Source organism: Streptomyces sp. NPDC049954, from assembly GCF_040656295.1.
In the GTDB taxonomy this organism is placed as follows: domain Bacteria; phylum Actinomycetota; class Actinomycetes; order Streptomycetales; family Streptomycetaceae; genus Streptomyces.
On the sequence record NZ_JBFALS010000003.1, the window covers coordinates 96,828 to 122,773 of the forward strand.

The window sequence follows — 25,946 nt, forward strand, 5'->3', positions numbered from 1 at the left end:
GCGGGGCCCGGGGCGGAGCCCCGAGTCGTCCCGCCCGGCCCGGCGGCACAGGAACAGCGCCCCAACACCCAGCCCCTCCGGCGCTTGAGGAGCGGGGCCCGGGGCGGAGCCCCGAGTCAGTTCCCTCGGGCCGGCGGAGCCACCCGGCGGAGCCCGAACGTAACGGCGGGATGAAATCCGCACGTGAACGCGTTCCCCCTCCGGCGACACGGATCAACAGGAGGCACGCGTGGCGGCGGGAAAACCTATCGGTACGGAACACGGCTCGGCAGACGGCAGGACCCCGCCCCCCGACCCCCGGCAGGGCCCCGGCTGGGCCCGGCGGCTCGCCGGCTACGCCTGGCGGTACAAGAGGGACGTCGTCATCTCCCTCGGCGCCTCCCTCGCGGGCATGGCCGTCATGGCCCTCGTCCCGCTCATCACCAAGATCATCATCGATGACGTGATCGGTGACGGCAGCCGCCCCATGGGCACCTGGGCCGGCGTCCTCGTCGGCGCCGCCGTCGTCGTCTACGTCACCGCCTACCTGCGCCGCTTCTACGGCGGCCGGCTCGCGCTCGACGTCCAGTACGACCTGCGCAGCGAGATGTACGCCAGCATCACCCGGCTCGACGGCCGCCGCCAGGACGAACTGTCCACGGGCCAGGTCGTGGGCCGCGCGACCAGCGACCTCCAGCTGATCCAGGGCCTGCTGTTCATGCTGCCCATGACGATCGGCAACGTCCTGCTGTTCGTGATGTCCCTGGTCATCATGGCGACGCTGTCGCTCCCGCTGACCCTCGTCGCCCTCGCCGTCGCCCCCGCCCTCTACTTCATCGCCCGCCGCTCCCGCACCAAGCTGCACCCCGCGACCTGGTACGCGCAGGCGCAGGCCGCCGCCGTCGCCTCCGTCGTGGACGGCGCCGTCTCCGGGGTCCGTGTCGTCAAGGGCTTCGGGCAGGAGGAGCAGGAGACGGGGAAGCTGCGCGAGGTCGGCCGCCGGCTGTTCGCGGGCCGGCTGCGCACCATCCGCCTCAACGCCAGGTACACCCCGGCGCTCCAGGCCGTTCCCGCGCTCGGCCAGGTCGCGATGCTCGCGCTCGGCGGCTGGCTCGCCGTACGCGGTCACATCACGCTCGGCACCTTCGTCGCCTTCTCCTCCTACCTCGCGCAGCTCGTCGGCCCCGTGCGCATGCTCGCCGTCGTCCTCACCGTGGGCCAGCAGGCCCGCGCGGGCGTCGAGCGCGTCCTCGAACTCATCGACACCGAGCCCTCCCTCCAGGACGGCACGAAGGAACTGCCCGCCGACGCGCCCGCCACCGTCGAGTTCGACGACGTCGGCTTCGCGTACGAGGAGGGCCGCCCGGTCCTCGACGGCTTCTCGCTGGAGATCAGCCCCGGCGAGACCGTCGCCGTCGTCGGCTCCTCCGGCAGCGGCAAGTCCACCGTGTCGCTCCTGTTGCCCCGCTTCTACGACGTGTCCCACGGGGCCGTCCTGGTCGGCGGCCACGACGTGCGCGAACTGACGCAGTCCTCGCTGCGCTCCGCGATCGGCCTGGTCCCCGAGGACTCCTTCCTGTTCTCCGACACGATCGGCGCGAACATCGCGTACGGCGTGCCCGGCGCCACCCGGGAGCAGATCGAGACGGCCGCCCGCGCCGCCCAGGCCGACCGCTTCATCCGCGAACTGCCCGAGGGCTACGACACGACCGTCGGCGAACACGGACTGACCCTGTCCGGCGGACAGCGCCAGCGCGTCGCCCTGGCCCGCGCGATCCTCGCCGACCCGCGCCTGCTCGTCCTGGACGACGCGACCTCCGCCGTCGACGCCCGCGTCGAGCACGAGATCCACGAGGCGCTGCGCGGCGTCATGGCGGGCCGCACGACCCTGCTCATCGCGCACCGCCGCTCGACCCTCGGCCTCGCCGACCGCATCGCCGTCCTCGACAAGGGCCGGCTCGCCGCCGTCGGCACGTACGAGGAGCTGGAGGCGGGCTCCCCGCTGTTCCGCCGCCTGCTGACCGACCCCGACGAACTGGGCGCCGTCTCACCGGGCCACCCGCTCCCCGCCGACCTGCCCGAGGACGAGTCGGTCCGCGCCGAACTCGACGCCGAGTACGACGCGGAACGCGGCATCACCCCGCAGCTGTGGACCGGCGACCGCACCCCGCGCGACACCGCCCTCACCGGGATGCCCGCGACACCCGAACTGCTCGCCCAGGTCGAGGCGCTGCCCCCGGCCGAGGACCTGCCCGGGATCGACGAGGCGCGCGCCGTCGCGGGCGAGGACTCCTACGGGCTGCGCCGGCTGCTGCGCGGCTTCGGCAAACCGCTGCTGCTGAGCCTCCTGCTGGTCGCCCTCGACGCGGGCCTCGCCCTCGCCCTGCCGGTCCTCATCCGGCACGGCATCGACGACGGCGTCAACCGGCTCGCGCTCGGCGCCGTGTGGACGGCGGCGGGCCTCGGCCTGGCCGCCGTACTCGTGCAGTGGGCCGCGCAGATCGGCGAGAACCGCATGATGGGCCGCACCGGCGAACGCATGCTGTACTCGCTGCGCCTGAAGATCTTCGCGCACCTCCAGCGGCTCGGCCTCGACTACTACGAGCGCGAACTGACCGGCCGCATCATGACCCGTATGACGACGGACGTCGACGCCCTGTCCTCGTTCCTCCAGACCGGACTGGTCACCGCCTTCGTATCCGTCGTCACCTTCTTCGGCATCATGGCCGCGCTGCTCGTCATCGACGTGGAACTCGCCCTCGTCGTCTTCGCGACGCTGCCCGTCCTGATCCTCGGCACCGTCTTCTTCCGGCGCCGCAGCGTCAAGGCGTACAAGCTGGCCCGCGACCGCATCTCGGTCGTCAACTCCAACCTTCAGGAGATGGTCGCGGGCCTGCGCATCGTCCAGGCGTTCCGCCGCGAGGACACCGGCTACGAGACCTTCCAGAGGGACGCCCGCGCCTACCGCAACGCCCGCATCCGGGGCCAGTGGCTCATCTCGGTCTACTTCCCCTTCGTCCAGCTCCTGTCCACGGTCGCGACCGCGCTGGTCCTGATCGTCGGCTCGCACCGCATCGACGCGGGCACGCTGACGACGGGAGCACTGGTCGCCTACCTCCTCTACATCGACCTGTTCTTCTCGCCCGTCCAGCAGCTGTCGCAGGTCTTCGACGGCTACCAGCAGGCGACCGTCTCGCTGGGCCGCGTCCAGGAACTCCTGGTCGAGCCCACCTCCACGGCGAACGCGGAGCGGCCCGAACCGGTCGGCGAGCTGCGCGGCGAACTCGCCTTCGAGCACGTCGCCTTCGCGTACGGCGAGGAGACCGCGCTGCACGACGTCGACCTGCGCATCCCGGCCGGGCAGACCGTCGCCTTCGTCGGCGAGACGGGAGCGGGCAAGTCCACGCTCGTCAAGCTCGTCGCCCGCTTCTACGACCCGACCTCGGGCGCCGTCACGGTCGACGGCCGCGACCTGCGCGACCTGGACCTGGCCGGGTACCGCCACCAACTGGGCGTCGTCCCGCAGGAGTCGTACCTGTTCGCGGGCACGATACGGGACGCCATCGCGTACGGCAGGCCCGAGGCGAGCGACGCCGAGGTCGAGGCGGCGGCCCGCGCGGTCGGCGCGCACGACATGATCGCGACCCTGGACGGCGGCTACCTCCACGAGGTCACCGAACGCGGCCGCAACCTCTCGGCCGGACAGCGCCAGCTCATCGCCCTGGCCCGCGCCGAACTCGTCGACCCCCGCGTCCTGTTGCTCGACGAGGCCACGGCCGCGCTCGACCTCGCGAGCGAGGCGCAGGTCACCCAGGCCACGGAACGCGTCGCGGGCCGCCGCACCACCCTCGTCGTCGCCCACCGCCTCACCACGGCGGCCCGCGCCGACCGCGTCGTCGTCATGGACCACGGCCGCGTCGCCGAGGACGGCACCCACGACGAACTCCTCGCCCTCGACGGCACGTACGCCCGCCTGTGGCGCACGTTCATCGGGGAGAGCGAGCCGGTGGACCTGGTCAAGCCGAGTGCCCCCGGCGACCCGGGTGACCCGAGCGACCCGGAGGAGCCGGTGGCCGTGGGGTGAGATGAGGCGGGCGAGGGCGGGCCGGGCGGGGGCGGGTCGGCGGGGCGGGTCAGGGCGCCGGGGTCACAGCTCCCTGCGCAGCAGAACGCACATCGTCTCGTAGCGGCGGACCGACCCGTCCGGCCCCTCCTCGTCCCAGGCGTCCGGCTCCCGCCCGTACGCGACATAGCCCAGCCGCTCGTACAGGGCCCGGGCCCGGGGGTTGTCCTCCTCCACGGCCAGCTCGGCGGTGCGCAACCCGCGCTCCCGGACACGCTGTTCGGCGGCGCGCACGAGCAGCGTCCCCAGGCCCCGGGACTGCAACGCCGGGAGCACGGCGAGCTGCCACAGCGTCCCGGCCCCCTCGGACACCTGGTAGTCGACACCGCCGATCGCCACCGGCAGGCCGACAGGAGTGCACACGGCCAGATAGTCCACCTCACCGGCGGCGGCCCGCACCAACTCCCGCTCCACATGGCGCAGATGGGTGGCGGAGCCGGACCAGCCGCACGCGGGCAGATCCTGGGGCCGCAGATCGCGCACGGTGACAGGCAGGATGACGGTGGCGTCGGTACGGCTGCTGCTCTCGTGAGTCGTCACACCCGAAGCATGCCGCCCGCGCCCCGGGCACGACAACGCGTTTCTGGGCGACTTGGCGGGCGGGCCACATTCCGCCCCTGGTGAAGACCGGCCCACCCGGGCAGGCGCGTCACTACAGTCCGGTCGCATGACGACGACGGTCACCACGCGCACAGTCACCTACCCGGCCGACGGTCTGACGATGACCGGCCACCTCGCACTCCCCACCGGTACCGGTCGCCGCCCCGCGGTCCTGATCGGGCCCGAGGGGATGGGGCTCAGCGACATCGAACGCCGCCGGGCCGACGCCCTGGCCGAACTGGGGTACGTGGCGCTGGCCTTCGACCTCCACGGCGGGCGCTATCTGGACGACCCGGAGGAGATGCGGCACCGCTGCCTGCCGCTGCTCGCCGCCCCCGGCCGGATGCGGGACATCGGCCACGCCGCCCTCGACGTCCTGCTCGCCGCCCCACGGACCGACCCCGGCCGGATCGCCGCCATCGGCTACGGCACCGGGGGCGCGATCGCGCTGGAACTCGGGCGCGCGGGAGTCGCACTGCGCGCGATCGGCACGGTCAACGGCCTGACCACGGGCCGACCGGGCGAGGCGGCCGGCATCCCCTGCCCGGTGTGGGCCGGAGTCGGATCGGAGGACCCGATCATGTCCGCCGCACAACGTGACGCCTACGCGGCCGAGATGCAGGCCGGGGGCGTCGACTGGCGCCTCACGATCTACGGCGGCGCCCTGCACGCCTTCCACCACCCCCCGGTCGACCACGCCACACCCCCCGGCGTCGGCCACCACCCGCAGCACGCGCGACGCGCCTGGCACGACATCCTCGCCCTGCTCGCCGAGTGCCTGCCGGTGGCGGGGGCCGGGTGATCCGGAACGCCGTCGTGACACGACAAAGGGCAGCACGACGAGGAGCCTGAGAACCGACGCGCGGCCCCACCGTGTGCTTCACGGTGGGGCCGCGCGCCGTGGCGTGCGGGACGCTCAGACGGTGCCGCGCCCCGCGCCCTTGACCCGTGCGACGAACCCGGCGAACGCGGTGGCGCCCACGGTGAGGACGGGACCCCTCTGGTCCTTGGAGTCGCGGACGGGAACGACTCCGTGGGAGGTGATCAGGTCGGTGGTGATCTCCACGCAGCTACCGCCGTTGGAGCTGTAGGAGGACTTGAACCAGCGGAGGGATTCTGTTGTCACGCGACGCCCTTTCCTGGTCGCTTGAGCATGGACACGCACTGATCCTGGAGTGGTACGCCTGTAGGGCGACAGTGTGGCGGTCAGACGCTCCGGGGATGCGTGTTCTTGACTCCCGCGACGAACCCGGCGAACGCCGTGGCGCCCACGGTGAGGACGGGACCGCTCAGGACCTTGGAGTCGCGGACGGGGACCACTCCGTGGGAGGCGATCAGGGCGGGGGTGACCTCGACGCACTGGCCACCGTTGGCGCTGTAGGAGGACTTGAACCAGTGGAGGGATTGGGTTGTCACGAAGTGCCCTTTCTCAGCCGCTTGATCGTGGAAGTGCGCTGATCCTGGAAGGTCCTACGCCTCCGGTGCCGGTTCGTACGGCGGTCAGGCGGTCTGCGGGTGGGTGTCCTTGACGCCCGTGACGAAGCCGGCGAACGCGGATGCGCCGACGGTCATGACGGGGCCGCTCAGGACCTTGGAGTCGCGGACGGGGACCACCCCGTGGGAGGTGATCAGGTCGGCGGTGACCTCTACGCACTGACCGCCGTTGGCGCTGTAGGAGGACTTGAACCAGTGGAGGGATTGGGTTGTCACGAGGTGCCCTTTCGTACCCGGTTGATCATGGCCACGGACTCAGCCTGGGAAAGCGCTTCGGCCTGTAGCTGATGGTAGGCCGTGAGGAGCGGACCGACGAACCGCATATCGCGCTCCAGGTGTCCCGAGTGGGCGGACTCCGCATAGGCGACCTGGGAGCGATCAGGCGTGGTGAGTAGCGTGACAGGTGTGTAGAACGAGCGGCGCTCGCCCAGTTCGTACGGAGCGATCTGCACAACAGTGTTGGGCATCTCCGCGATCTCCCCGAGCCGGTCCAGTTGCTCGGCCCAGACCTTCGGTCCACCGACGAGTTGCCTGATGCAGCTCTCGTCCAGCAGCACGTAGATCTGCGGGGCCGGTGTCCGTTCCAGGGATGCCTGTCGTTTCGCCAGCAGAGTCAGCCGTTCCTCCTCCTGCTGCTGAGTGATCGCGCCCCGCCGTACGGCGCCCGTAGTGATGGCGGCGGCGTACTCCGGGGTCTGGAGCAGGCCCGGAACGACGCCCATCTCGAAGAGCCGGATCTCTGTCGCCCGCCCCTCGTGCACGACGAACTCCGGAAACCCGTCGAGTATCGCGCTGTTCCGAGTCGCCGCCCCCTGCCGGGTCATCGCGTCTCCGGTCCCGAGCGCCTTGTCAACACTTTCCGTGAACCTGGCGGTTGGAGTTCGCGCACCAGTTTCGACGCCCGAGATGTGCGAGGCGGAGTAGCCGGTGTGGTCGGACAGGTCGTCCTGGGTCCAGCCCCGTTCCTCTCTCAGCCTGCGCAGACGCTCACCGAAGGCGGCGCGCGGCCCCTCGTCCGGGTTCAGTTGCTTGCGGTTCGACACCCTCTGACCAACTTTCCTTCAGGCGCGCGGAGGTTGAAGTCGTCCTGATGGCCCATCAGTCTAGGCCCTCCCAGTAGTGGAATGACTACGGAGAGGAGTTGCCCGTGCCTGCGAAGAGCGGTCTTCCGAGTGAGCGAGCGGCGGCGGGAGGCGACGCGGACCCCGGCGCCACCGCCGAGTGCCGGACGTGTGCGGGGTTCGAACTCGCCCGGGCCGCCGCCGAAGCCGAGCGCGACTACAGCAGGGCGACGGACTGCCGGGTGTTGCTGCGACGCCATCAGCAGACGCCGGACTGTGTACGGGGTGCGTCGTGACCACCCCGGTGTCAGGGGCCGGGCCCGAACCCCGGCGTCGTGCGGCGTCCACGCCCCAACCCGGCTGGAGGCGAACGGAGTTCAACCCCATGCGCTTCCCGCCGTGCGAGTGCCCGCGCTGCCGGGCGGGCGAAGGTCGCGGGGACGACGCCGTGGTGCTGAAGCGGCTTCCAGGACGGGACACCGAGGAGGGCGAGCCGCGGCGTCCGCCGGAACGGCCGGAGTGACGACGCCCCCGTAGGCCCTTCCTGTCGACGGGGGTCTACGGGGGCGGCAAGGGGACGGCCGTCCTCCGTCGCAACCGCCGCCCCACCCGCCCGCGTCCCCCACCTCGTACATCCGTACGGTGGTGGGGGATGTGAAGGAAGGTGCGGGAGTGACAAGAAGTGGTGACCGGGGAAGGGCGGGAGCGCGCACCCTGACCGCCGTCCTCGCCCTGGGCACACTCCTGGTCCTGATGATGCTCACGCCCGCCACGGCGACCGCCGCGACCGGTCACTGCCGGGGGCACCTCGTCCGCACTCTGCGCTTCTCGACGGGCACCCTGACCGTCCACCGTTCCGGCCCCTACGTGTGCGCCCAGACGCAGGCGCGCAGCACCCGCACCCGCACCACGATGTCCGTGACCGTCCAGGCCCGGGGCAGCCGCCGGGTCGGCAGGAAGGCCCGTTACACGGCCCGCACCCCACCCGTCACCGTCCACGCGGGAGGCCGCTCGATCCGGGTGAGCGGGGGAGTGGGCCGGGGCTCGGCGCACAGCGGCTGGTTCGAGGGCTGAGACACCGGCGGACCGGTGCGGCGCCTCTCTTGTACTGTCCCGGTGTCCCACGCCGAGGAGGCCGACCCATGGACGTCACCACTGCCCGCGCGGGCCGACCGGTCGACCTGCCCGTCCTGCTGGTCGCGGTGGTCTGGGGCTCCAGCTACCTGGCGGCCAAGGGGGTCACCACCGCGCACACGGTCGTGGCGGTCCTGGTCCTGCGTTTCGCCGTGGCGCTCCCCGTCCTGGTGCTCACCGGGTGGCGGCGCCTGCGCGCACTGAGCGCCGTACAGGTGCGCGGGGCGCTGCGCCTCGGCCTGATCCTCTCCGTGATCTTCCTGCTGGAGACGTACGGGGTCGTGCACACCTCGGCGACCAACGCGGGCCTGATCATCAGCCTCACCATGGTGTTCACGCCGCTCGCCGAGAGCCGGCTGAGCGGCACCCGGCTGCCCGCCCCCTTCCTCGCGGCCGCCGCGCTCTCGGTGCTCGGCGTCGCGCTGCTGACGCAGGGAGCCGGGTTCACCAGCCCCTCGGCGGGCGATCTGCTCATGCTGGGGGCGGCGCTCGCCCGCACCGCGCACGTCCTGGTCATGGCGCGTTCCCGGTCGGTGCGCGGGGCGGACGCGCTGTCGCTGACGACGCTCCAACTCGGCGGCGCGGTCGCCGTGTTCTGCGTCCTGTCGGCCGTCCCGGGCACGGGTGCCTCCCCTTGGGCGACGGCCTCCGGCTTCGGCGCGGGGGACTGGCTCGGGCTCCTCTACCTCTCCGCGTTCTGCACGCTGTTCGCGTTCTTCGTGCAGATGTGGGCGGTCCGCCGTACCTCCCCCTCCCGCGTCAGCCTGCTCCTGGGCACCGAACCGCTGTGGGCGGCGGTCATCGGCATCGCGGCGGCCGGCGACCGCCCGGGCTGGTTCGGCCTCGCGGGAGCCCTCCTGGTCCTCGTCGGCACGGCGTGGGGACGGACGGTGACGGGACGGCCGGTCCGGGAACACCCCGAGGAGCAGGTGAGCGCCCCGGCCCCCGCTCCGGCCGCCGACGCCGCGGCACGGGCGGAGTAGGGCCTGCCACGAGGGGGACGGACGGTGAGGGAAACCGCGATAAACCCGGCGACGTCGGCGCTCACCCCCGGGATACTGGTCTCCCATGGATGAGGTAAAAGTCGTCGTCGCCCACTCCGAGCGCGCGACCCTGCGCGTCGGCGACGTGTTCCTGAAGGTGGACGCCGATCAGGCGCGTGTCGACGTCGAGGTCGAGGCGATGGGCCTGGCGCCGGTCCCGACCCCGGAAGTCCTGTGGCGCAAGCCGCCCGTGCTCGCGATCGCCGCAGTCCCGGGGACGACGCTCGGGCGCCTCGGCGGGCCGTCGACCGGGTCACCGGCGGCGTGGGCCGCGGCGGGCGCCGCCATCCGCGAGCTGCACGACGCGCCGCTGCCACCCCGTCCCGGCCGCGCCGGCCGCGGCATCGGCGCGCTGGCGGCGGAACTCGACCACGAGTGCGAGCTGCTCGTGACGAACGGCGTCCTGCCCGCCGGCCTGGTCACCCGCAACCGCCGGGTCGCCGAGGCCGCGCTGCGACCATGGACTCCGGCGTTCACGCACGGCGACCTGCAGATCGCGCACGTCTTCGTCGACGGCGACGAGGTCACCGGCATCATCGACTGGTCCGAGGCGGGCCAGGGCGATCCCCTGTACGACCTCGCCACCTTCACGCTCGGACACGAGGAACACCTCGACGACGTCATCGCCGGCTACGGCACCGCCGTTGACCTCGACGTGATCCACGCGTGGTGGTCACTGCGGAGCCTGCTGGCGGTCCGCTGGCTGACCGAGCACGGCTTCGACCCGTCCGCGCCGGGCTGCGAGGTCGACGTGCTGAGATCCCGGATGTGAGGTGGCGCGAGCCCACGCCGACGGCGGCTCAGGAGGTGCCCGACGCCCGCACTCGTTCCCGCCGATCGCGTCGACCCCTCGACCGCGTCGGCCCCTCGACCGCTGTGCCGCCCGCGCCGCGCCGCACCGCGCTGTGCCGGGACGTGGCGCATGGCGCGGCGGGTCCGGCACGCACGGATGCTTCCGCCTCCGGTTCAACCCCGTCGGCACCGATCGAGTGCGGCACGCAGACGGTGGAGACCTTCCGCTCTCCAGTGGTCGCGGTCGGGCATCTGGTCGCTTCGACGCCAGCGCCAGGCCGAGAACAACGCCCAGTTCAGGGCACGGCACTGGTGAACCAGGCCGTGGTCAGCCCCCGCGTAGTACTTCGCCACGTCCTCGGGCGCGTGGGCGAGGTCGAACTCGACCGGCCCACGGCAACAGGTGGCGAGGTCCACGAGAAGCGGCCCCTTCCTCGTGTTGAGGAGGTTGCCCGGATGCGGCTCGCCGTGCAACAGCTGCTCATCGGCCTGTTCGGCGCCGATCGCGGTGCTCAGTCCACGGAGTGTGCCGCTGAGAAGTTCCCGGTCGGGATCGGCCAACTCGGGAGACGTGTCCCGGTCGTTCACCTCTCCCAGTGCCACGGCGGCTCGATCGGTGAAGTGCGGCGCGGCCACCTCGATCTGCCGCAGGGCGGCGTGATGCCGCACGAGCGCGTCCGCGTAGTCCCCCGGCGCGATCTCCGTCCCCACGGGTTCGTAGTAGGTCCAGAGCGAGATCGCCAACCCGTCACGCACGTGGACGCGGGACTCGGTCCGAGGGTCGAGCGCACCCACCGGAGCGTCGACGTCGGAGAGACGGCGGGCAAGCTCCACTTCGAAACGGGAAGCGGCCAGATGCCCCAGAGGCGCGACCCGGGCCAGGACACCGCAGGGGATCAGGCGCAGCGCGACACGGTCCGAGTTGTGCACGACTACTACCTCGTCGACCTGAAGGCCGAGTTCCACAGTGGTCGCCCGTGCCGCCTCCACCGCGCGGCGCAGTTCCCGTGACTTCATACGTCTCTCCTCAATGAGCACGCGCACGGCTCCGGCTCCGGCTCGCGTGGCAGGTCCGGCGGTAGCCCCGACCCACGAGCAGGATCAAGGTCTACGGCCGGAGGTCGCACTGGTACCAAGTACCTGACCTGCCGCCGAGATCGGCTGGGGCGGCAGGGCCGACCGGGACGAACCCGGCCTTGGCCAAGACCTTCTGGGACGCGGCGTTGTCGTGGGAGGCGGCCGCCCGCAGAGTGAGCAGGCCGTGCGACGCCGACGCCGTCCGGCACAGTTCCCGGACGGTCGCGGTCGCCACGCCCCGGCCGGCGACCCGCTCCGCGACCCGGTAGCCGAGTCCGGCAGTGCCGTCCTCCATGTCGTACAGGTTGAACCTGCCGAAAACCGAGCCGTCCTCGGCGAGGAGCACGTAGAAGGCGCAGACACCGGCCTCCTGCTCTGCCAGCAAGGCGTCGTACCGGTCGGTGAACTGGTCGAAGAAGTCGTCGCCGCGATCGGAGACCGAGGCAGCGAAGTAGGAGCGGTTCGCCAGCTCGAAGGCCATCACCGCCGGGGCGTGGTCGGCACGCAGTCGCATCAGCTCGGGCATCGCCCGACCCTACCCGGACCGTGCGGGGAGACCACCGGTGAGGGACGCATGAGGCGAGGAAACCTGACGGGAACCCGGCGGACGCCCACTGCGGTGCCCCTCCTGCTTCGTGCTTCGGGTGAGGCGGGGCCCTATGCACTGAAGCGCCGAGCGGCGGGTGCCGGGACGAGGGGGCCGGGGCGCCCTCCCCGCTCCCGCTCGCTACTCCTCACCTGTCCCGGGCGCTGAACGATCCTCGGTCGGCACCTCGCCGAAGGTGATCACGACCGGCGCGTTCGCCTCCGCCCGTGCACGGGCCGAAGCCGCCGCGATCTCCTCGTAGGTCCATTCCCGGTACAGGCGCTCCCCGTGGGCGTCGGTGATGTCGATGACCACGCTGGTCCACTCCTCGGCGGGCTCCTCGGGGACGAGTCCCAGCTCGTACGTGGCGTCCTGGAGGAGGGATTCGGTGACGCGTACGCCGGTGAGTCTCTCGGCCAGAGCGAGGACCGCCGCCTTCTCGTCGACGTCCGGGGCGCTCTCGTCGTACTCTCCCCCGGCGGTCAGCGGGAAGCCGACTTCCCGCAGCAGGGGCACCAGTTCGTCGGGGGAGTGGCCCTCGCGCGACGAGGAGCCCTCGAACGTCGTACGCAGCTCACCGTCCTCGAACCAGTGGAAGAGGTCGATGGGCTTGCCGCCGTTGGTCGAGTGCGCCACGACCCGGCCGCCCTTCGACAGCGTCTCCACGCACGGCGCGGTGATCCCCAGGCCACCGTCGATGCCGAGGACGAGTGTCCAGTCGCCGTTCTCGCCCGGAGCGATGAAGGCGCCCGCGACGTAGGACTCGTCCCAGGAGTCGTCCACCTCGTCGCGGTGAGCGTCGTCCGCCTCGATCAGCCCGGCCGTTCCCTCCCCGGTACCGTGCGGCTCCGCCTTCATCGCGCGCAGCACCTCTCGCGGGGACCACCCCCGTATCAGTGTCAGCGTGTACCCGCTGTCCTGCATGAGGCGGAAGAGCGGTGAGGTGCCGATCCAGGCGTAGTCGTGCGCGGTCACCGAGTTCATACGGTGCAGTGTGCCCGGCGCCTCTGACAACGCCGGTGCGAGCCGGTTTCTGACGCCGTTCGTTCCGCAGCGGGGCGGCCTGCCTAACTCCCGCTGGGCGCCTGACTCAGGTCGACCACGCAGAAGATGTTGTCGTCCGGGTCGGCGAGGACGACGAAGTCGGGGTTCTCCGGATAGGAGTCCCAGTCGACCGCCTTCGCGCCGAGGGCGATGAGGCGGTCGACCTCCGCCGCCTGCTCGCTCGTCGTCCCGGTGAAGAGGTCGAGGTGGACGCGGGGGTGGGACTCCGCCGGGGATTCGCTGACCATCAGGCCGAGCGCGCGACCCGAGCCGTCGGCGTGGTGCAGGGTCTGCCAGGTGTCGCTGCTCCACTCCGGGGCGGCCACCAGGTTCAGGGCCGACGTCCAGAAGGCGGCGGCGCGGTCGAGGTCCGTGACGCCGAGGACGGTGATGCCGAGTTTCAGCACGAGGTGTTCCCAAGTCGGTGAGGAGGTCCTGTCGTTCGCAGCACGTTACGTCAACGGCTTCCGTCAGCGTGTTCCCCCTCTGGTCCGTTGATACCCGACTGTTGAACGAGCGGTTTTGTTATTTCACTGCCCCAAGTCAGGGTGAGGGTTGCAATATCGGCAAGTCGGATCAAAGGAAGATTACCTCGGGTGTTTCATGTAGTTCATTACGGCATATTCTGTGGACGTGTGGCCGCATTGAGAGCAATGGACCGGCCGTCGGAGTATCAGCAGAAAGCGGGGAAACTCATGAAAAAGGCCCTTGGCTGGCTTGCTGTCGTGGTGATTTTCAGTCTGCCGCTGTCGGGCACGGCACACGCCGAATCCGCGTTGCCGGCCAAGCCGAAGGCCTGGCACGCCACGGCCAGTTGCGAGGTAGAGGAGATCGGAAAGAAGGACCACGGGAAGCGGCACGTCAAGAAGAGCGCCACCGGTCGCAGCGCCGGTGAGGCGAAGAAGGCGGCTCAGCGCAAGGCGCAGGACGAAGTGAGCAGAAGGTACGGGAAGGGATTCCGTCTGCATCACTGCACCTTCCGAACTGTGCGCAAGTAGACGGTGAAGGCCCGGACGGACTGTGAATAACCGAGAAAAGAAGAAGCTCCCGAGGTGGCTCTCTGTGGCTGCCGAAGAGGGACGAGTTGGCAGGCTCAAGAAACTGCTGGCTCTCGGGGCAGACCCAAACCAGCGCTACGACGGGATCACTCCCCTGTTTTTGGCGTCGGTCCAGGGGGAGCTGCGCTGCGTCGCTCTGCTGCTGGAGGCGGGGGCCGCCCCGAACGAGGAATCGGGCGGCTGGCGCGACGGCTTGCCGCTGGCGGCAGCCGCCGGCAAGGCCGACCTCCCGATGACCGAACTCCTCCTTCGGTACGGCGCAGACCCCCTTCTGCCCGAGAGTGGCGGTCTCTCCGCTCTGGACTGGGCGAGGAGCTGGGAGGAAAGGGTCGAGGAGCACCGGGCGGTGGAGGAAGTGCTCATGGCGACTCTTCCATCTGAGTGACGGTGGGGTCGGCGAACAACCGGCCCCATTCGTCTCGGCGCTCTTCAGGTGCGCTCGGTCAGCCCCAGTTCCCTGCGACAGGTAGCGATGTCGAGTACGGCCGCTGATTGTTCCGGGGGCTCAGGCTCATGCGGCTCGACATGACTCATTCCGAGCGGCGGCTTCGATGGGCCAACGTATCAACTTGACGTCTTTGCTCAAGAATTTCTCCCCTAGCCTCGATCTTTCGTGACGGCTCGTCAGGTCAACTGGTGGGCCGTTTCGGTTTGTTGTGCCAGTTGCGGGCAGACGGACGACCCGGCTGTCGCGTCGGGTGGGCGCCGGGTTCCACGGCTCCGGTCATGGTGGTGCTGCTGGTCGGGACGGGAACGTGCTGGTCAGCCAGGGTTCGGGAGGGCGTCGAGCCGTGCGATCGCGCCCGTGATGATGTCGGTCCAGGGCCAGTGCCGGGCGAATCTCAAGTGGCGACGCCGGCCGGTGGTGACGAACTGGGCGGCGGCGGAGAACAGGCGGAGCCGCAGCCGGCTGGGCTCCCAGAGCCGCGCCTTCCCGGTCAGAGCAAGCATCGGCATCCAGGCCAGCAGGTCGAGTGCGAGCTGGACGATCTCCAGCCAGATCTGGTTCTGTGCGGCATCGTGCAGGGGGAGGTTGCGCAGGCCGGTGGCGCGGGCGTTTCGGATGCGGTCCTCGGCGCGGGCGCGTCGGCGGTGGCGTAGTTCCAGGGTCTCGATCTTCTCGCCGGTGGTGTTGGTGGCAAACGCGGTGAGCCGCAGCCCGTCGGCGTCGGTAAACCTCAACTGGGCTCCGGGGTACGGGCGTTCCTTGCGGACGATCAGCCGCATCCCCTTCGGCCAGCCGCCGAGCACGTCACCGTCGAGCTCGGCGACCCAGGCACCCTCACGGATGGCTCCGCCGGGCTCGACGGCCACCGTCCAGGCGGAGGCGGGAATCCGCAGGACGGCCTGGTGGATGGCGTCGGTGATGGTCATCCCGACCGAGTAGGACAGCCACCGGCCGCGTTGGGCGAGCCAGGCCACGAACTCATGGGTGCCGCCACCGGAGTCGGTGCGGATCAGTGTCCGGCGTCCGCGACGGTACTTCTTCGGCAGCTGAGCCAGGGCCAGTTGGGCGGTCGCCATGTGATCGGCGGCGGTGTTACTGCCCGCGTTACCGGGCCGCAGCAGAGCCGCGACCGGCTCCCCGCTGCCACCCGGTCCGTGGTCGACGAAGGCCATCAGCGGGTGGTGCCCGAAGGTCTTCTTCCAGGTCGCGGTGGCGTCCTGTTTCTCGGAGTGCGCCAACACGAGCACCCCGTCGATGTCCACGATGACCTGCCCGGCCACGTTCGGGGCCGCTGACCCGGCCAACTTCCACACGTGGTCGCGGACTTGTGCTCGCGCGGTGCGGATCGCAGTCAGGGCCTTCGGCCCGGCCGAGGCGAGGGCATCGATCAGGCGGGAGACGGTGGGATCCGAGGCCACCGCACCGAACACGGCCGGCTCGGCCCGCAGCATGCCCACATCGGCCAGGCAGTCACCACCGAGCGCGACCGCCAGGGCCACATCCAGCAGAACCTTCCCCGGATCGTGCACCGCCCGCGCCTTGCGCCACGGCGTCAGCGCCGCCGATATCGCATGTTCCAGCCCGGACTTGCGGACCGTCTCGACCAGCAGGACACCGCCGGCCTGCGAGACCACGGCGCGGCCACCGCCCCCGACGCGGGCGCGTGGGTAGGAACCGATACGCTTCTTCACCTGGGAAGTGCCTCCGACGGTGGCGGGAACAAGGGCCTCAACAATCCTCATTCTCGCTGGTCAGAGGCACTTTTCGTATGCCCGACCACCCATCGGACAGCCCGCTTCATGAAAGCGCGAGGCTAGCAAACAGGCAGTCTTGCTTTTGCCTTGGGCTTGAGAGATGTGCGTTCAGGAGGATGACGTGTCAACGCGACCTCCGGCGGTAGGAACAGCCTGAGCGCAATCTCAATGACGCAGTTGCGGAGCAGGACGCCAGGGCGGTGGTACCCGCCGCCCTGGCTGCCCAATGTCGTCGTGAGGTCACCTACTGTGTGGGGGCGAGCTGCTGCTTCTCACTGTCGCTTCGCGTATCTGGACGGCATGTTCCGGCTTCGCACTCCTCGGCCGGCGTTCGGCCCGCTGCCGTAGCCCGGCCCAGGCGAGGCACGCCGCAGCGGCTGTACACGCCGCAGCGATGCCGACAGCCAACTGGTAACCGTGCAGAAAGGAGTCTGCAGCCGACTGCTCGAAGCGGGCTCCGAGTTCGTGCACGGGACAAGGCCCCTCCTCCCCGCCGCCGAAGCTGACGCAGCGCCGCATGACCTGGGCTTGCGGTATCCACCCCGGGTAAAGGCATCGGTGTTTGCGCGGCTGGTCACAGCAGCCGGGGGCCGGCCGGAAGCGGGCCCCTTATGGATAGATGACCTGGACGCTCTCCGCTACGGGTGAAAAGCCCAACGCTTGATATAGCGAGTTGCTGGCGGGGTTGGTGGCGTCGGTGAAGAGTACGACCGTGTCTACCCCGGTGGCCAGGGCATGTTGCACCGCAACCGTGACGGCTGCGCCGCCGAAGCCTTGTTTCCGGATGCCCGGTGGTGTGTAGACCGGTGTGATCCTGACGCAACCACCTGCTGGAACGGATGCACCGGCCAGCGCAACTGGCCGTTTGTCAGCCACCCACAGGAAGAGACCTCCACATGCGATCCGATAGTCGACTGCTGTACCAATGTCTCCCGATGCCGTACCTGTCTCCTCGGCGAAGCACCGGAACCAGTCGACTAGCAGATCCCGGTCGGCAGCGGTGGCAGGTCGTCCGCTGCCAGCGGGGCAACGTTTAGGGCGGATGAGTCGCCCAAGCTGGTGCAGCTTCTGCTGCATCTCGCTGGCCCTGGACGTCCTGATCAGTTGTTCCCAACGGGATGTGAACTCTTCGACTGCCGATCGCGGGCCCTGGACAGAGCTGACAGAGTTCCCAGCTTCGGCGAGCCGAACGGCAAGCTCGCGCGCAGCGCTCGGCGGCATGGATCCCAGGAGGAGCGAATCGCCTGCGGCATAGCAAAAGCTTCCTGCCACGGACCCGTCCACGGCAGACCACCACCCCGCGGTCTGCGGTGGGCGGTTGATCGGTGGCGTCATCATGAATCGTTCCATGACGCTGAGGATCAGCGTGTGTCCGCCTGGATCTGATAACCACAACTCCCTAGCCCACCGGTCGGTTTCTGCGGGATTGTCGCCAATCGTCCAGGGCATTGGTGCTCCTTGTGAATTTCGGCCTAAGTACACCGATGTTGATTCGTCAACCTGCCAGACGGTCAGGCCGTCTCCCGGATTCAGCACGCCGGCGCGAGGATGTCCACAAAGGACTGAAGGGGCAGGGGGCGTCCACTCTGCAGAGCAGCGTCCGTGTGCGGACGGTCTCGTCGTCACTGACCAGCACGATATCGCCACTAAGTTGGCCGGTGCCCGTCCTGCCACTGGCCAGCGGAGACGAGCGTTCAACGACCCCCCGGAGCTGGGCGGCAGTGGACCGCGGTCGCGTCGTCGGCCGGGCCGAGCCGCGTCCAGGATCGCGGTCCAGGACGTGGCACCCGGCTCCAGCACGGCCACGAAAAGGAGTAGGGCGAGCCCGGGATGAACTGCGAGGCGGTCTTCGCTGGGCCGTAGATGTGGCAGAACGCCCGGTCCGCCGAGCACGGCGCTTCCGAGCTGAGCCACGGCGACACATCGACCGCCAGGACCAGCCAACTACCGTCGAAACGCGGCAGCGACAGGCCGGCCAGCACCGTCTACAGGCGGCCGGCATCGAGCCAGCCGTGTTCAGTCGCCGTACATCGCTCCGTGCCCACGACGATGCTCGGGCAACAGTGTCAGGTCCCCGTGCCGGCTCATCGAACGGCTCGCGGAGGGGATACAGGCACGTGGGTTGATCATGTCCGAACGTCGGGGCACTAGCCTTTCGGCGGATGTGATTGCTGACCTGGCGGCGCAATTGGGGCACATGCTCGACCCCGCCGGATGGGTCGAGCCGCGACCACAGAGGCCCGCCATCACGCGTCACCTTGCAGGTCTGGCACTGTGAGCTGTTTCCAACCTCAGCTTGAGCAGGTCAGATACAGGGTGAGGACCGCACCCGCAGCAACCGCTTCAAGCGCTTAACACTTCGCGAAGCGCTGCAGGCGGTCGCGAGCCGGCAGGTCGGCAACGATGACGAAAGGCGGATCAGCGCGCCGGCTCCGACGTGCCTTGCGCCTGGTCGCGGCCGGCGACCACCAGGTATCCATCGCTCTCGGGGTCGAAGGTGGTGGACTGCACCGTGAGCCCGACACTTCGCAACTGCGCCACGAGGTCCTCGTACCGGTAGGGCCAGATGGACAACCGCTCCGAGCAGGCTCGCACTGCCCCATCCGGCTCGATCTGGGCGACCACGATCTCGAGGAAGTGTTCCTCCTCCCAGCGCTGCTCGATCTGCCAGTAGTAGCTGACGACCGCATCGCGGTCGTTGCGGCGGATGAGTCGATCACGGACGTCTACCCGTGAGCCGGCGGAGCGCACGAGCTCCCAGTTGCGTGAGTGGAGCACAAGGCGTCCGCCCGGTTTCAGCAGCCGCGACATCGCTTCCAGTGCGGTCAGGCGCCCGGCTGCGCCCTCGGCGTGCCCGAGCGAGTTGCCGACGCAGAACACCAGATCGAACGTGGAGTCCTCCAGGTGGTCGGGCAGCTCGTCCCAGCTCGCGCGGAGGGCTCGAAGCGAGACACCCTGCTCGTCGGTGACCTTCTCGGTCCGGCGAACCATCCCACTGCTGGCATCTGCGGCGACCACGTCCAGGCCAAGACTCGCCAGCCCGACGGCGAGCTGGCCGGTTCCACATGCGCAGTCGAGGACACGCGCGTTGGGCGGCACAGAGCCCACGACATCGCTGTAGTAAACCGCGGCTGCCTCGGCGGGGGTCAACCTGTCGTCCCCGATCAGCCACTCGTATACGTCGGAAAGCGCCCCATAACCAGCCACCGCGAAACCTCCATCACTCGACGACACGCGGGCGAGACAGCGCTGCGATTCGGACCTTGCGCCTCGCGCTGTGCCGGGCCGTATCAGCGAAGCATTGAGCAGGACCCAACCACCTCCGGCCGCTGAGACTCCACCGGATTTCGTGGGAAACCGCGGCACGCCGCACCGACGCAGGTCCCCACTCCACCAGCACCCCATCGGCCACGATGGGGACAACGAACCCTTCTCAAGCTGCGGTGCCTGACCGCGAGTTGGACTGTCCTGCGCAACGACGAAGCTCCTGGTAGACGGGTTCTCGTCCAAGATCACCCTTATCCGCCAGGAGCTTCGCGTGCTTGTCTACCCGTCCTCGATTGATCTGTCCAGCCGCACCCTGCGGTTCCTGACCGGACAACTGACAGCCCGGCGGCAGGAGATCGGAACGCGGTGGCGGCGCCTTCCCGCCGCACGTCAGGCACTGCTCGCCCTGGCCCATCTACGGTGCGGTGACACCTACGCCCAGCTCGCTGCCGGGTTCGACATCGGGATCGCGACCGTCTACCGCTACATACGTGAAGCCGTCGAGGCCCTGGCCGCCCTCGCCCCGTCCCTGGCCGAGGCGATGAAGACGATCCGGACGAAGGCGTTCGTGATCCTCGACGGCACCCTGCTGCCGATCGACCGCATCGCCGTCGACACCCCGTACTACTCCGGGAAACACAAACGCCACGGCATGAACGTCCAGCTCCTCACCGATCCGTTCGGACGGCTGCTCTGGGCCTCGCCGGCTCTGCCCGGCTCGGCTCACGACCTGACGCCGCGCGGCAGCACGGCATCATCGAAGCCCTCGCCGATGCGGAACTCAAATGCTGGGTGGACAAGGCATATCAAGGCGCCGGCGGACCCGTCCGCGTACCGTTTCGGGGCCGCCGCCTCAAGCGATGGAAGCGTCGCCACAACACCACCCACGTCAAGATTCGCTGCCTCGGCGAGCGGGCCGTGGCCACCAACAAGGGCTGGCGCCTCCTGCGGAAGCTCCGCTGCAGCACCAACCGAATCACCGACGTGGTGAAGGCCGTCCTCGTCCTTCACCACGCATCAGCGTGAGGTTGGAAAAGGCTCCTTGCAGTACGAGAGGTCTTCGCGCAGGGAGCAGGCCAGGGCCCAGTCACTCTGCTGGTGGAAATCGGACTGGCCGCTCTGTTTGAGTGAGTCCCACAGCCGCTTGGCGATCGGATGCAAGTCGCGGTCAGCCGCTTCCTCGTATTGCTCTTCTCGCTCACTATCTGTGACTGCTTCCTCCGGGACTCTCCGACCCGGTATCAAGCTGTCCGGCCCACGGGGGGAATGTCAGCCTGACGGGAACGGATGGCTGGAGGGTGTGTACCGCGACGACACGCCGGTCACTCAACTGGACGGCCGGATCAGGCCCGAGGACGTGACAGAGAGGCACGTGACCGGTTCGCCCTCGTCGTCGTCCAGCGGGGCCCTGTCCGCCTGTGGGACCGGGTCGAACGGGCCTTGCGATGCTGGCAGGCCGTCGGCGAACCTCATCAGGAGGGGTTCGGCATCACCGTGTCGGCCGCTGGTCAGCGTGTGTGGATCGGTGCCGAGGACGGGCCGGGCTGGGACCTGCCGATCTGACGGGCAGTGACCCGGCTCAGCTCACCCACCCGCCCCCGGCCCCACCCACGCCGTCAGCCCCGTCCCCGGCACCCGGAGAGGGCGCCAGTCCCGGGCGTAGGGCGGGGGGCCGCTGCGGGTCGCGGCCAAGGCGGCTGTCGGGAGGCGGGCAGCCGTCGCGGTGAGCTGGGCGCCGGTCAGGTTGCGGTTGTTGCCCTCCAGGTTGCCCGAGGCGCAGCCCGCGTAGTAGCCGACCGGCGGGGCCTGTGCGCCCGTCACCAGGCAGGGGGCCGTGACGCCGTGCGCGTTCAGGGTGTCCGCGACCTTCGCGTAGCGGGCGGTCGTGTCCCGGGCCACGTGGAGGTTGTGCCAGAAAGGGTTGGCCTGGGTCGCCAGGTGCAGGCACAGGACGGCGGTCACCGCCCCGGCCGCGTACCGGGGGCGGCGGCCGGCCACCGCGTCCAGGAGGCCCGAGGCCAACGGCAGCGCCAGCAGGGCGTACGCGGGGAGGAAGAAGCGGGGCGCCGAGTAGCCCAGCGTCAGGAGGTACGGGGCGCTCAGGGCGGTGGCGCAACCGGCCGGGAGCCAGGTCGCGATCCGGCGGCCGCGCCGGGCCCGTACGCACACCGCCGCCGCGAGCAGGGGCAGCGCGAGCCACCACCACGTCAGCCACGGCTGGGTCAGCTCCACCGTGCACGGGCGGCACAACAGCGGCCCGTTGAGGCTGCGCCAGGCGTCGCCGCCCGCCCAGCGCAGGCCCATGTCGCCCTGCACCGCGCTCGACACCCGCAGCCGCTCGGCGATCCCGCCCCACCGCGCGTACGCCTCCACGACCCACGGCGTCGCACCCGCCGCGAGGCCGCCCGCCACGGCCGCGAACGGGCCCGGGGCGCGCAGTGGGCGGTGCAGGACGCTCGCGAGGAGGAGGGGCAGGGCCAGCCAGCAGCCGTCCGGGAAGCGCAGCAGTGTCGCTCCGGCCACCGTGCCCGCGACCCCGACCAGCAGCGCCCGGCGTGCCGGACCGGACGCGGCCGCCGCGCGCAGCAGGCAGCCCGAGGCCGCCACCGCGCACATGGCGACCCACAGGTTCGGCATCGCCTGCGGCCCGTACAGCAGCGTCGACCACACCGTCGCGAAGAGCCCCGCCGCCAGGGCGCAGCGCCCGGCGCCCAGCAACGGCCGCCACACCGCGAACGCGCCGTACAGCGCCGCCGCCGCGAGCACACCGAGCCACAGGTGGACGGCCGGCGGCCAGTGCGTGAGCCACAGCGCGGGAGCCGCGAGGTAGCTGATGCCGCGTGAGCGCGGGGCGCTGAAGTAGGCGGCGGGCCGGTGCGGGTCCACCTGCGACACGTACACCGTCTCGTCCCAGCCGAGCCCCAGCCACGGCACCACCCCGGCGAGCTGCGCGAGCCCGTACGCGAGTGCGACGAGCCCGAGCAGCGGCAGCGCGCGCGTGCGCGGAGGCGTCGCCGGGCGGGGGAGGGCGGGGGGAGTCAGGGCTGCGGGGACGGTCATCGGCGGACACTCCACAACGGCTCAGAGCTGGTCGTCCCCCGCCCGACCACCCTCACCCAGCCCCGGGCCGCCCTCCCGGACGACGCGCCGCAATGCCCGCGTACGAGGGGGTTTCGCGGTGAATTCACCCTTCGCACGTGGCCCTCTGGCGTCACCCCGTCCCGTCGGCTACGTTCCGTCCGTTGCCTGTCGCCGTGCGCGTGACGGACGGCGACCGGCCCGTCGACGACAAGGAGGCCCGGTGGTCGGGAAGACGCTCAGGGGGCTGCTCGCCCTGCTGTTGCTCGTGGTCGGGGCGGTGGGCCTGAGTACCAGCGCCGCCGTCGCCCAAGGGGGAGCGGCGCGAAACACGGCCGGCATCGCCGACATCAAGGAACGGCTGCTGTCCGTTCCCGGGGTGAGCCTCATCGAGGAGAAGCCGTACGACGGGTACCGCTACTTCGTCCTCGGCTACCGGCAGCCCGTGGACCACCGGCACCCCTCGCGGGGAAGCTTCACGCAGCGCTTCACCGTGCTGCACAAGGACACCGCGCGCCCCACCGTGTTCTACACCGGCGGCTACAACGTCTCCACCAGCCCGAGCCGCTCCGAGCCCACCCGCATCGTCGACGGCAACCAGGTCTCCCTGGAGTACCGGTACTTCACGCCCTCGCGGCCGGCCAACGCCGACTGGTCCAAGCTCGACATCTGGCAGGCCGCGAGCGACCAGCACCGCCTGTACGAGGCGCTCAAGCCGGTCTACGGCAGGAACTGGCTGGCCACCGGCGGTTCGAAGGGCGGCATGACCGCCACGTACTACGAGCGTTACTACCCGAAGGACATGGACGGCGTCGTGGCCTACGTCGCCCCCAACGACGTCGTGAACGGCGAGGACTCCGCGTACGACCGCTTCTTCGAGCACGTCGGCACCGCCGAGTGCCGCGACCGGCTCGACGCCGTGCAGCGCGAGGCGCTGATCCGCCGCGAGCCGCTGGAGCGCAAGTACGCCGGCCTCGCCGCCGAGCAGAAGTACACCTTCACGACCATCGGCAGCCTCGACAAGGCGTACGAGGCCGTCGTCCTCGACCTCGTGTGGGGCTTCTGGCAGTACTCCGGCGAGGCCGACTGCGCCGACGTGCCCGACGCGCGCACCGTGAGCGACCAGGACCTCTTCGCCTACGTCGACGAGATCTCCGGCTGGTCCTTCTACACCGACCAGGGCCTTGAGCCGTACACGCCGTACTACTACCAGGCCGGCACCCAGCTCGGCGCGCCCACCATCGCCCTCCCGCACCTCAAGGGCCTCACCCGCTACGGCTACCAGCCGCCCCGGAACTTCGTACCGCGCTCCATCCCCATGCGCTTCGACTCCAAGGCCGTCCCCCAGGTGGACAACTGGGTCAGGCACCAGGCCCGGCACATGCTCTTCGTCTACGGCGAGAACGACCCGTGGGGCGCGGAACGGTTCTCCGTCGGCCGGGGCGCGAAGGACTCGTACGTCTACACCGCGCCGGGCGCCAACCACGGGGCCAACGTGGCCGGACTCGTCCCCGCCGAACGCGACAAGGCCACCGCCCGCATCCTCGACTGGGCCGGGGTCGCCACCGCCGCGACGGCCGCCGACCCCTCGACCGCCACACCCCTCGCCCGCTACGACGCGACCCTCGACCGCGGCCACCTGGAGCGGGAGATGACGCTGCGGCCCTGAGCCCGGCCCGCACCCGGAACCCCCGCAGTCGCGTGTAAGGGCCCCGCCCGTACGGAATCCGTTCCGTACGGGCGGGGCCTTCGCAGCTGTCGCGGCGGTACGCGCGCTCAGCGGGTGTAGCGGCTGCTCCACAGACGGCGCAGGACGAGGAGCACCGCGCCCACGCCGAGGGCGAGCAGCGCCGCGAGCCACAGCGGGAGCGGGGACCTCGCGCCCGCGTCCGCCAGGGGCTCGGCCGAGGGCGAGGGCGTCGCCCTGCCTTCCGCGTGGGTGGCGCCCGGACCCGGATGACCGGCCGCCCCCGGCCCCTTCGCCCCGGACGCCGAGGGAGAGGGAGAAGGGGAGGGGGACACGGATGCCGACGGGGATGCGGAGGCGGAGGCCGAGGGGGACGCGCCCTCCGGGGCGGTCGCTTCGGCGGACTTCGCCTTGCCGTCCGCCGCGGCGTCCGTCCCGCCCTTCGTCCCGCCCTTCGTCACTTCCGTTCCGCCTTTCGCGGCGTCCGTTCCGCTGCCGGTCGCCGCCGGTGCCGCCTTCTGCCGCGAGCCCGTCGAGCCGGCCGAGCCCGCAGAGCCGGTCGAGCCCGCAGAGCCCGCGGAGCCGGTCGAGCCCGCCGAGCCCGCGGAGCCGGTCGAGCCCGCCGAGTCACCCGAGCCCTTCGGGGCCTCCGCGTCCGCCGTGCCCTTCGGTCCGCCGGGCGCGCCCGCCGACTGCCCCGGCTCGCTCTGCCGGTGCGCGCAGCTTCCGCCGGGCGCGGTGCGCCACGTGAGTTTCAGGAAGCCGTCGCCGGTGCGGGCGCCGCCCACGTAGTGCGTGCCCGCGGGGCCGGTGCTGGAGCCGCCGCCCCCGCCGCCTCCCGGGAGAGCGCCCGCCCCGCTCGGTCCCGCCCCGCCGCCCCCGCCGACGAGTCCCGCCCCGCCGCCTCCGCCGTTGCCGTGGCGCGGGGTGACGGGGCCCCAGCCCGCGTCGCCGCCGCGCAACCGGCTGCCGTCGCCGCCCGGGGTGCCGTACGGTCCGGCGGGCGAGGTGCCGGTGACGCCGCCCCGTCCGCCCTCCGCGCCGCCCCGTCCGCCCCGGCCGTCCGCCGCGTGGACGCCGGTACCGCCGGGGGAGCCCTTCCAGCCGCCGTTGCCGCCCGCGACCGCGCCGTCCCCGGCCGCGTTTCCGCCGCCCGCACCGCCCCCGCCGGCCGCGATCACGAGGGGCCGGGCGCCCCGGCCGAGGACCGTCGCGCCGCCGCCCCCGCCACCGAGGCGGCCCGCGCTCACGCCGTGCGGCGGGGTACCGGCGCCCCGGCCGCCGCCACCGTGGCCGCCCTTCCCCGCGGCCGTCCGGCCGGCGTCGCCGCCCCGGCCCGCGACGTCCACCGTCAGCACCTCGCCCGGAGTGACCCGTACGGGGGCGACGACCTCGGCGCCCCGGCCGCCCAGGACGTTCCCCGAGGCGGAGCGCGCGTGGCCGCCCTGCGCGCCGAACGCGTCCACGGCCAGCTCGCACACCCCCGCCGGGACGGTGAACCGCCGCGCGGAACCAGTGAACGGGAAGGCCGCCGAACCGGCCGAGGCCCGGGAAGGGGAGGTACTGGAGGTGAGCGGTGACGTCGACTGCGCGGGGCCGGACAGCGTCGCGACCAGGGCGCCGGCGGACACCAGCGTCACCGCGCAGCGCGCCGACAGTGTTCTGAGAGGCCCGAAGGTCATACATGCGGTCATAAGGGAAAAATTAACCGAGCATCATCG

General features: G+C 70.9%; 23 protein-coding genes and 2 pseudogenes. 10 read left to right on the forward strand and 15 right to left on the reverse strand.

Annotated elements, in window-relative coordinates; translation table 11 throughout:
• Positions 1-247: 247 nt before the first annotated feature.
• The gene (locus AB0J21_RS06945; protein ID WP_363145208.1) at positions 248-4,063 is read left to right on the forward strand and encodes an ABC transporter ATP-binding protein; all 3,816 of its coding nucleotides are present in this window, start codon (positions 248-250) and stop codon (positions 4,061-4,063) included.
• Between the two features lie 63 nt (positions 4,064-4,126).
• Here the strand turns inward: AB0J21_RS06945 and AB0J21_RS06950 are convergent, their stop codons facing one another.
• Positions 4,127-4,642, reverse strand: coding sequence for a GNAT family N-acetyltransferase (locus tag AB0J21_RS06950; RefSeq protein WP_363144795.1), 516 nt, complete (start codon positions 4,640-4,642; stop codon positions 4,127-4,129).
• A 127-nt stretch (positions 4,643-4,769) separates the two neighbouring features.
• Here AB0J21_RS06950 and AB0J21_RS06955 point away from each other — a divergent pair, with 127 nt between their 5' ends.
• Positions 4,770-5,504: a dienelactone hydrolase family protein gene (locus AB0J21_RS06955; protein ID WP_363144796.1), complete on the forward strand. Its 735-nt coding sequence runs from the start codon at positions 4,770-4,772 to the stop codon at positions 5,502-5,504.
• A gap of 114 nt (positions 5,505-5,618) precedes the next feature.
• Here the strand turns inward: AB0J21_RS06955 and AB0J21_RS06960 are convergent, their stop codons facing one another.
• From AB0J21_RS06960 to AB0J21_RS06975, 4 genes are all read right to left on the reverse strand, one after another.
• Positions 5,619-5,828, reverse strand: a complete 210-nt coding sequence (locus AB0J21_RS06960; RefSeq protein WP_363144797.1) for a DUF397 domain-containing protein — start codon at positions 5,826-5,828, stop codon at positions 5,619-5,621.
• Between the two features lie 80 nt (positions 5,829-5,908).
• On the reverse strand, positions 5,909-6,118 hold the full coding sequence (locus AB0J21_RS06965) for a DUF397 domain-containing protein (RefSeq protein ID WP_363144798.1): 210 nt from the start codon (positions 6,116-6,118) through the stop codon (positions 5,909-5,911).
• Between the two features lie 84 nt (positions 6,119-6,202).
• A complete protein-coding gene (locus tag AB0J21_RS06970; RefSeq protein WP_363144799.1) occupies positions 6,203-6,412 on the reverse strand; it encodes a DUF397 domain-containing protein in 210 nt (69 codons plus the stop codon).
• The gene (locus tag AB0J21_RS06975) at positions 6,409-7,239 is read right to left on the reverse strand and encodes a helix-turn-helix transcriptional regulator (protein WP_363144800.1); all 831 of its coding nucleotides are present in this window, start codon (positions 7,237-7,239) and stop codon (positions 6,409-6,411) included. The genes AB0J21_RS06970 and AB0J21_RS06975 overlap by 4 nt, the downstream gene beginning before the upstream one ends.
• Positions 7,240-7,929: 690 nt before the next feature.
• Between AB0J21_RS06975 and AB0J21_RS06980 the strand changes: the two genes are divergently transcribed.
• From AB0J21_RS06980 to AB0J21_RS06990, 3 genes are all read left to right on the forward strand, one after another.
• A complete protein-coding gene (locus AB0J21_RS06980) occupies positions 7,930-8,331 on the forward strand; it encodes a hypothetical protein (RefSeq protein WP_363144801.1) in 402 nt (133 codons plus the stop codon).
• Between the two features lie 68 nt (positions 8,332-8,399).
• Entirely contained in the window at positions 8,400-9,374 is a 975-nt protein-coding gene (locus AB0J21_RS06985) for a DMT family transporter (RefSeq protein WP_363144802.1), read from the forward strand.
• A gap of 85 nt (positions 9,375-9,459) precedes the next feature.
• Positions 9,460-10,206 (forward strand): phosphotransferase, encoded by a 747-nt coding sequence (locus AB0J21_RS06990; RefSeq protein ID WP_363144803.1) that lies wholly within the window; start codon positions 9,460-9,462, stop codon positions 10,204-10,206.
• A 194-nt stretch (positions 10,207-10,400) separates the two neighbouring features.
• Here the strand turns inward: AB0J21_RS06990 and AB0J21_RS06995 are convergent, their stop codons facing one another.
• From AB0J21_RS06995 to AB0J21_RS07010, 4 genes are all read right to left on the reverse strand, one after another.
• Complete coding sequence (locus tag AB0J21_RS06995; protein WP_363144804.1) at positions 10,401-11,243, reverse strand: phosphotransferase; 843 nt, start codon at positions 11,241-11,243, stop codon at positions 10,401-10,403.
• 91 nt (positions 11,244-11,334) lie between these two features.
• A complete protein-coding gene (locus AB0J21_RS07000) occupies positions 11,335-11,829 on the reverse strand; it encodes a GNAT family N-acetyltransferase (protein ID WP_363144805.1) in 495 nt (164 codons plus the stop codon).
• 201 nt (positions 11,830-12,030) lie between these two features.
• Positions 12,031-12,873 (reverse strand): DUF6461 domain-containing protein, encoded by an 843-nt coding sequence (locus AB0J21_RS07005; RefSeq protein WP_363144806.1) that lies wholly within the window; start codon positions 12,871-12,873, stop codon positions 12,031-12,033.
• Between the two features lie 83 nt (positions 12,874-12,956).
• Positions 12,957-13,340: a VOC family protein gene (locus AB0J21_RS07010; protein WP_363144807.1), complete on the reverse strand. Its 384-nt coding sequence runs from the start codon at positions 13,338-13,340 to the stop codon at positions 12,957-12,959.
• A gap of 228 nt (positions 13,341-13,568) precedes the next feature.
• Here AB0J21_RS07010 and AB0J21_RS07015 point away from each other — a divergent pair, with 228 nt between their 5' ends.
• On the forward strand, positions 13,569-13,931 hold the full coding sequence (locus AB0J21_RS07015; RefSeq protein WP_363144808.1) for a hypothetical protein: 363 nt from the start codon (positions 13,569-13,571) through the stop codon (positions 13,929-13,931).
• A gap of 64 nt (positions 13,932-13,995) precedes the next feature.
• Positions 13,996-14,376 carry an ankyrin repeat domain-containing protein gene (locus AB0J21_RS07020; protein WP_363144809.1) on the forward strand — a complete coding sequence of 127 codons (381 nt, stop codon included), beginning with the start codon at positions 13,996-13,998 and terminating at the stop codon, positions 14,374-14,376.
• A 377-nt stretch (positions 14,377-14,753) separates the two neighbouring features.
• On the opposite strand, the gene AB0J21_RS07025 is transcribed toward AB0J21_RS07020, so the two are convergent.
• From AB0J21_RS07025 to AB0J21_RS07040, 4 genes are all read right to left on the reverse strand, one after another.
• The gene (locus AB0J21_RS07025; RefSeq protein WP_363144810.1) at positions 14,754-16,130 is read right to left on the reverse strand and encodes an IS1380 family transposase; all 1,377 of its coding nucleotides are present in this window, start codon (positions 16,128-16,130) and stop codon (positions 14,754-14,756) included.
• Positions 16,131-16,802: 672 nt separating this feature from the next.
• A complete protein-coding gene (locus AB0J21_RS07030) occupies positions 16,803-17,642 on the reverse strand; it encodes a GNAT family N-acetyltransferase (RefSeq protein ID WP_363144811.1) in 840 nt (279 codons plus the stop codon).
• A gap of 245 nt (positions 17,643-17,887) precedes the next feature.
• Entirely contained in the window at positions 17,888-18,175 is a 288-nt protein-coding gene (locus tag AB0J21_RS07035; RefSeq protein ID WP_363144812.1) for a transposase, read from the reverse strand.
• 436 nt (positions 18,176-18,611) lie between these two features.
• Positions 18,612-19,400 (reverse strand): class I SAM-dependent methyltransferase, encoded by a 789-nt coding sequence (locus AB0J21_RS07040; protein ID WP_363144813.1) that lies wholly within the window; start codon positions 19,398-19,400, stop codon positions 18,612-18,614.
• A 331-nt stretch (positions 19,401-19,731) separates the two neighbouring features.
• On the opposite strand from AB0J21_RS07040, the pseudogene AB0J21_RS07045 reads away from it, so the two are divergent.
• Positions 19,732-20,486 (forward strand): annotated as a pseudogene (locus AB0J21_RS07045) (transposase family protein).
• A gap of 366 nt (positions 20,487-20,852) precedes the next feature.
• Positions 20,853-21,023, forward strand: a pseudogene (locus AB0J21_RS07050) (methyltransferase); the annotation flags it as partial.
• A 21-nt stretch (positions 21,024-21,044) separates the two neighbouring features.
• On the opposite strand, the gene AB0J21_RS07055 reads toward AB0J21_RS07050, so the two are convergent.
• Positions 21,045-22,520 carry a hypothetical protein gene (locus AB0J21_RS07055; RefSeq protein WP_363144814.1) on the reverse strand — a complete coding sequence of 492 codons (1,476 nt, stop codon included), beginning with the start codon at positions 22,518-22,520 and terminating at the stop codon, positions 21,045-21,047.
• A 241-nt stretch (positions 22,521-22,761) separates the two neighbouring features.
• Between AB0J21_RS07055 and AB0J21_RS07060 the strand changes: the two genes are divergently transcribed.
• Positions 22,762-24,207 (forward strand): S28 family serine protease, encoded by a 1,446-nt coding sequence (locus tag AB0J21_RS07060; protein ID WP_363144815.1) that lies wholly within the window; start codon positions 22,762-22,764, stop codon positions 24,205-24,207.
• A 107-nt stretch (positions 24,208-24,314) separates the two neighbouring features.
• Here the strand turns inward: AB0J21_RS07060 and AB0J21_RS07065 are convergent, their stop codons facing one another.
• The gene (locus tag AB0J21_RS07065) at positions 24,315-25,907 is read right to left on the reverse strand and encodes a hypothetical protein (RefSeq protein ID WP_363144816.1); all 1,593 of its coding nucleotides are present in this window, start codon (positions 25,905-25,907) and stop codon (positions 24,315-24,317) included.
• Positions 25,908-25,946: the final 39 nt, after the last annotated feature.

Excerpts from the sequence above, each read along its gene's own strand:
- AB0J21_RS07065 (WP_363144816.1), bottom strand. The coding sequence starts at position 25,907 with ATGACCTTCGGGCCTCTCAGAACACTGTCGGCGCGCTGCGCGGTGACG.
- AB0J21_RS06985 (WP_363144802.1), top strand. The coding sequence starts at position 8,400 with ATGGACGTCACCACTGCCCGCGCGGGCCGACCGGTCGACCTGCCCGTC.
- AB0J21_RS06990 (WP_363144803.1), top strand. The coding sequence starts at position 9,460 with ATGGATGAGGTAAAAGTCGTCGTCGCCCACTCCGAGCGCGCGACCCTG.
- AB0J21_RS07005 (WP_363144806.1), bottom strand. The coding sequence starts at position 12,873 with ATGAACTCGGTGACCGCGCACGACTACGCCTGGATCGGCACCTCACCG.
- AB0J21_RS07030 (WP_363144811.1), bottom strand. The coding sequence starts at position 17,642 with ATGCCCTGGACGATTGGCGACAATCCCGCAGAAACCGACCGGTGGGCT.
- AB0J21_RS06955 (WP_363144796.1), top strand. The coding sequence starts at position 4,770 with ATGACGACGACGGTCACCACGCGCACAGTCACCTACCCGGCCGACGGT.
- AB0J21_RS07055 (WP_363144814.1), bottom strand. The coding sequence starts at position 22,520 with ATGACCGTCCCCGCAGCCCTGACTCCCCCCGCCCTCCCCCGCCCGGCG.
- AB0J21_RS07000 (WP_363144805.1), bottom strand. The coding sequence starts at position 11,829 with ATGCCCGAGCTGATGCGACTGCGTGCCGACCACGCCCCGGCGGTGATG.
- AB0J21_RS06995 (WP_363144804.1), bottom strand. The coding sequence starts at position 11,243 with ATGAAGTCACGGGAACTGCGCCGCGCGGTGGAGGCGGCACGGGCGACC.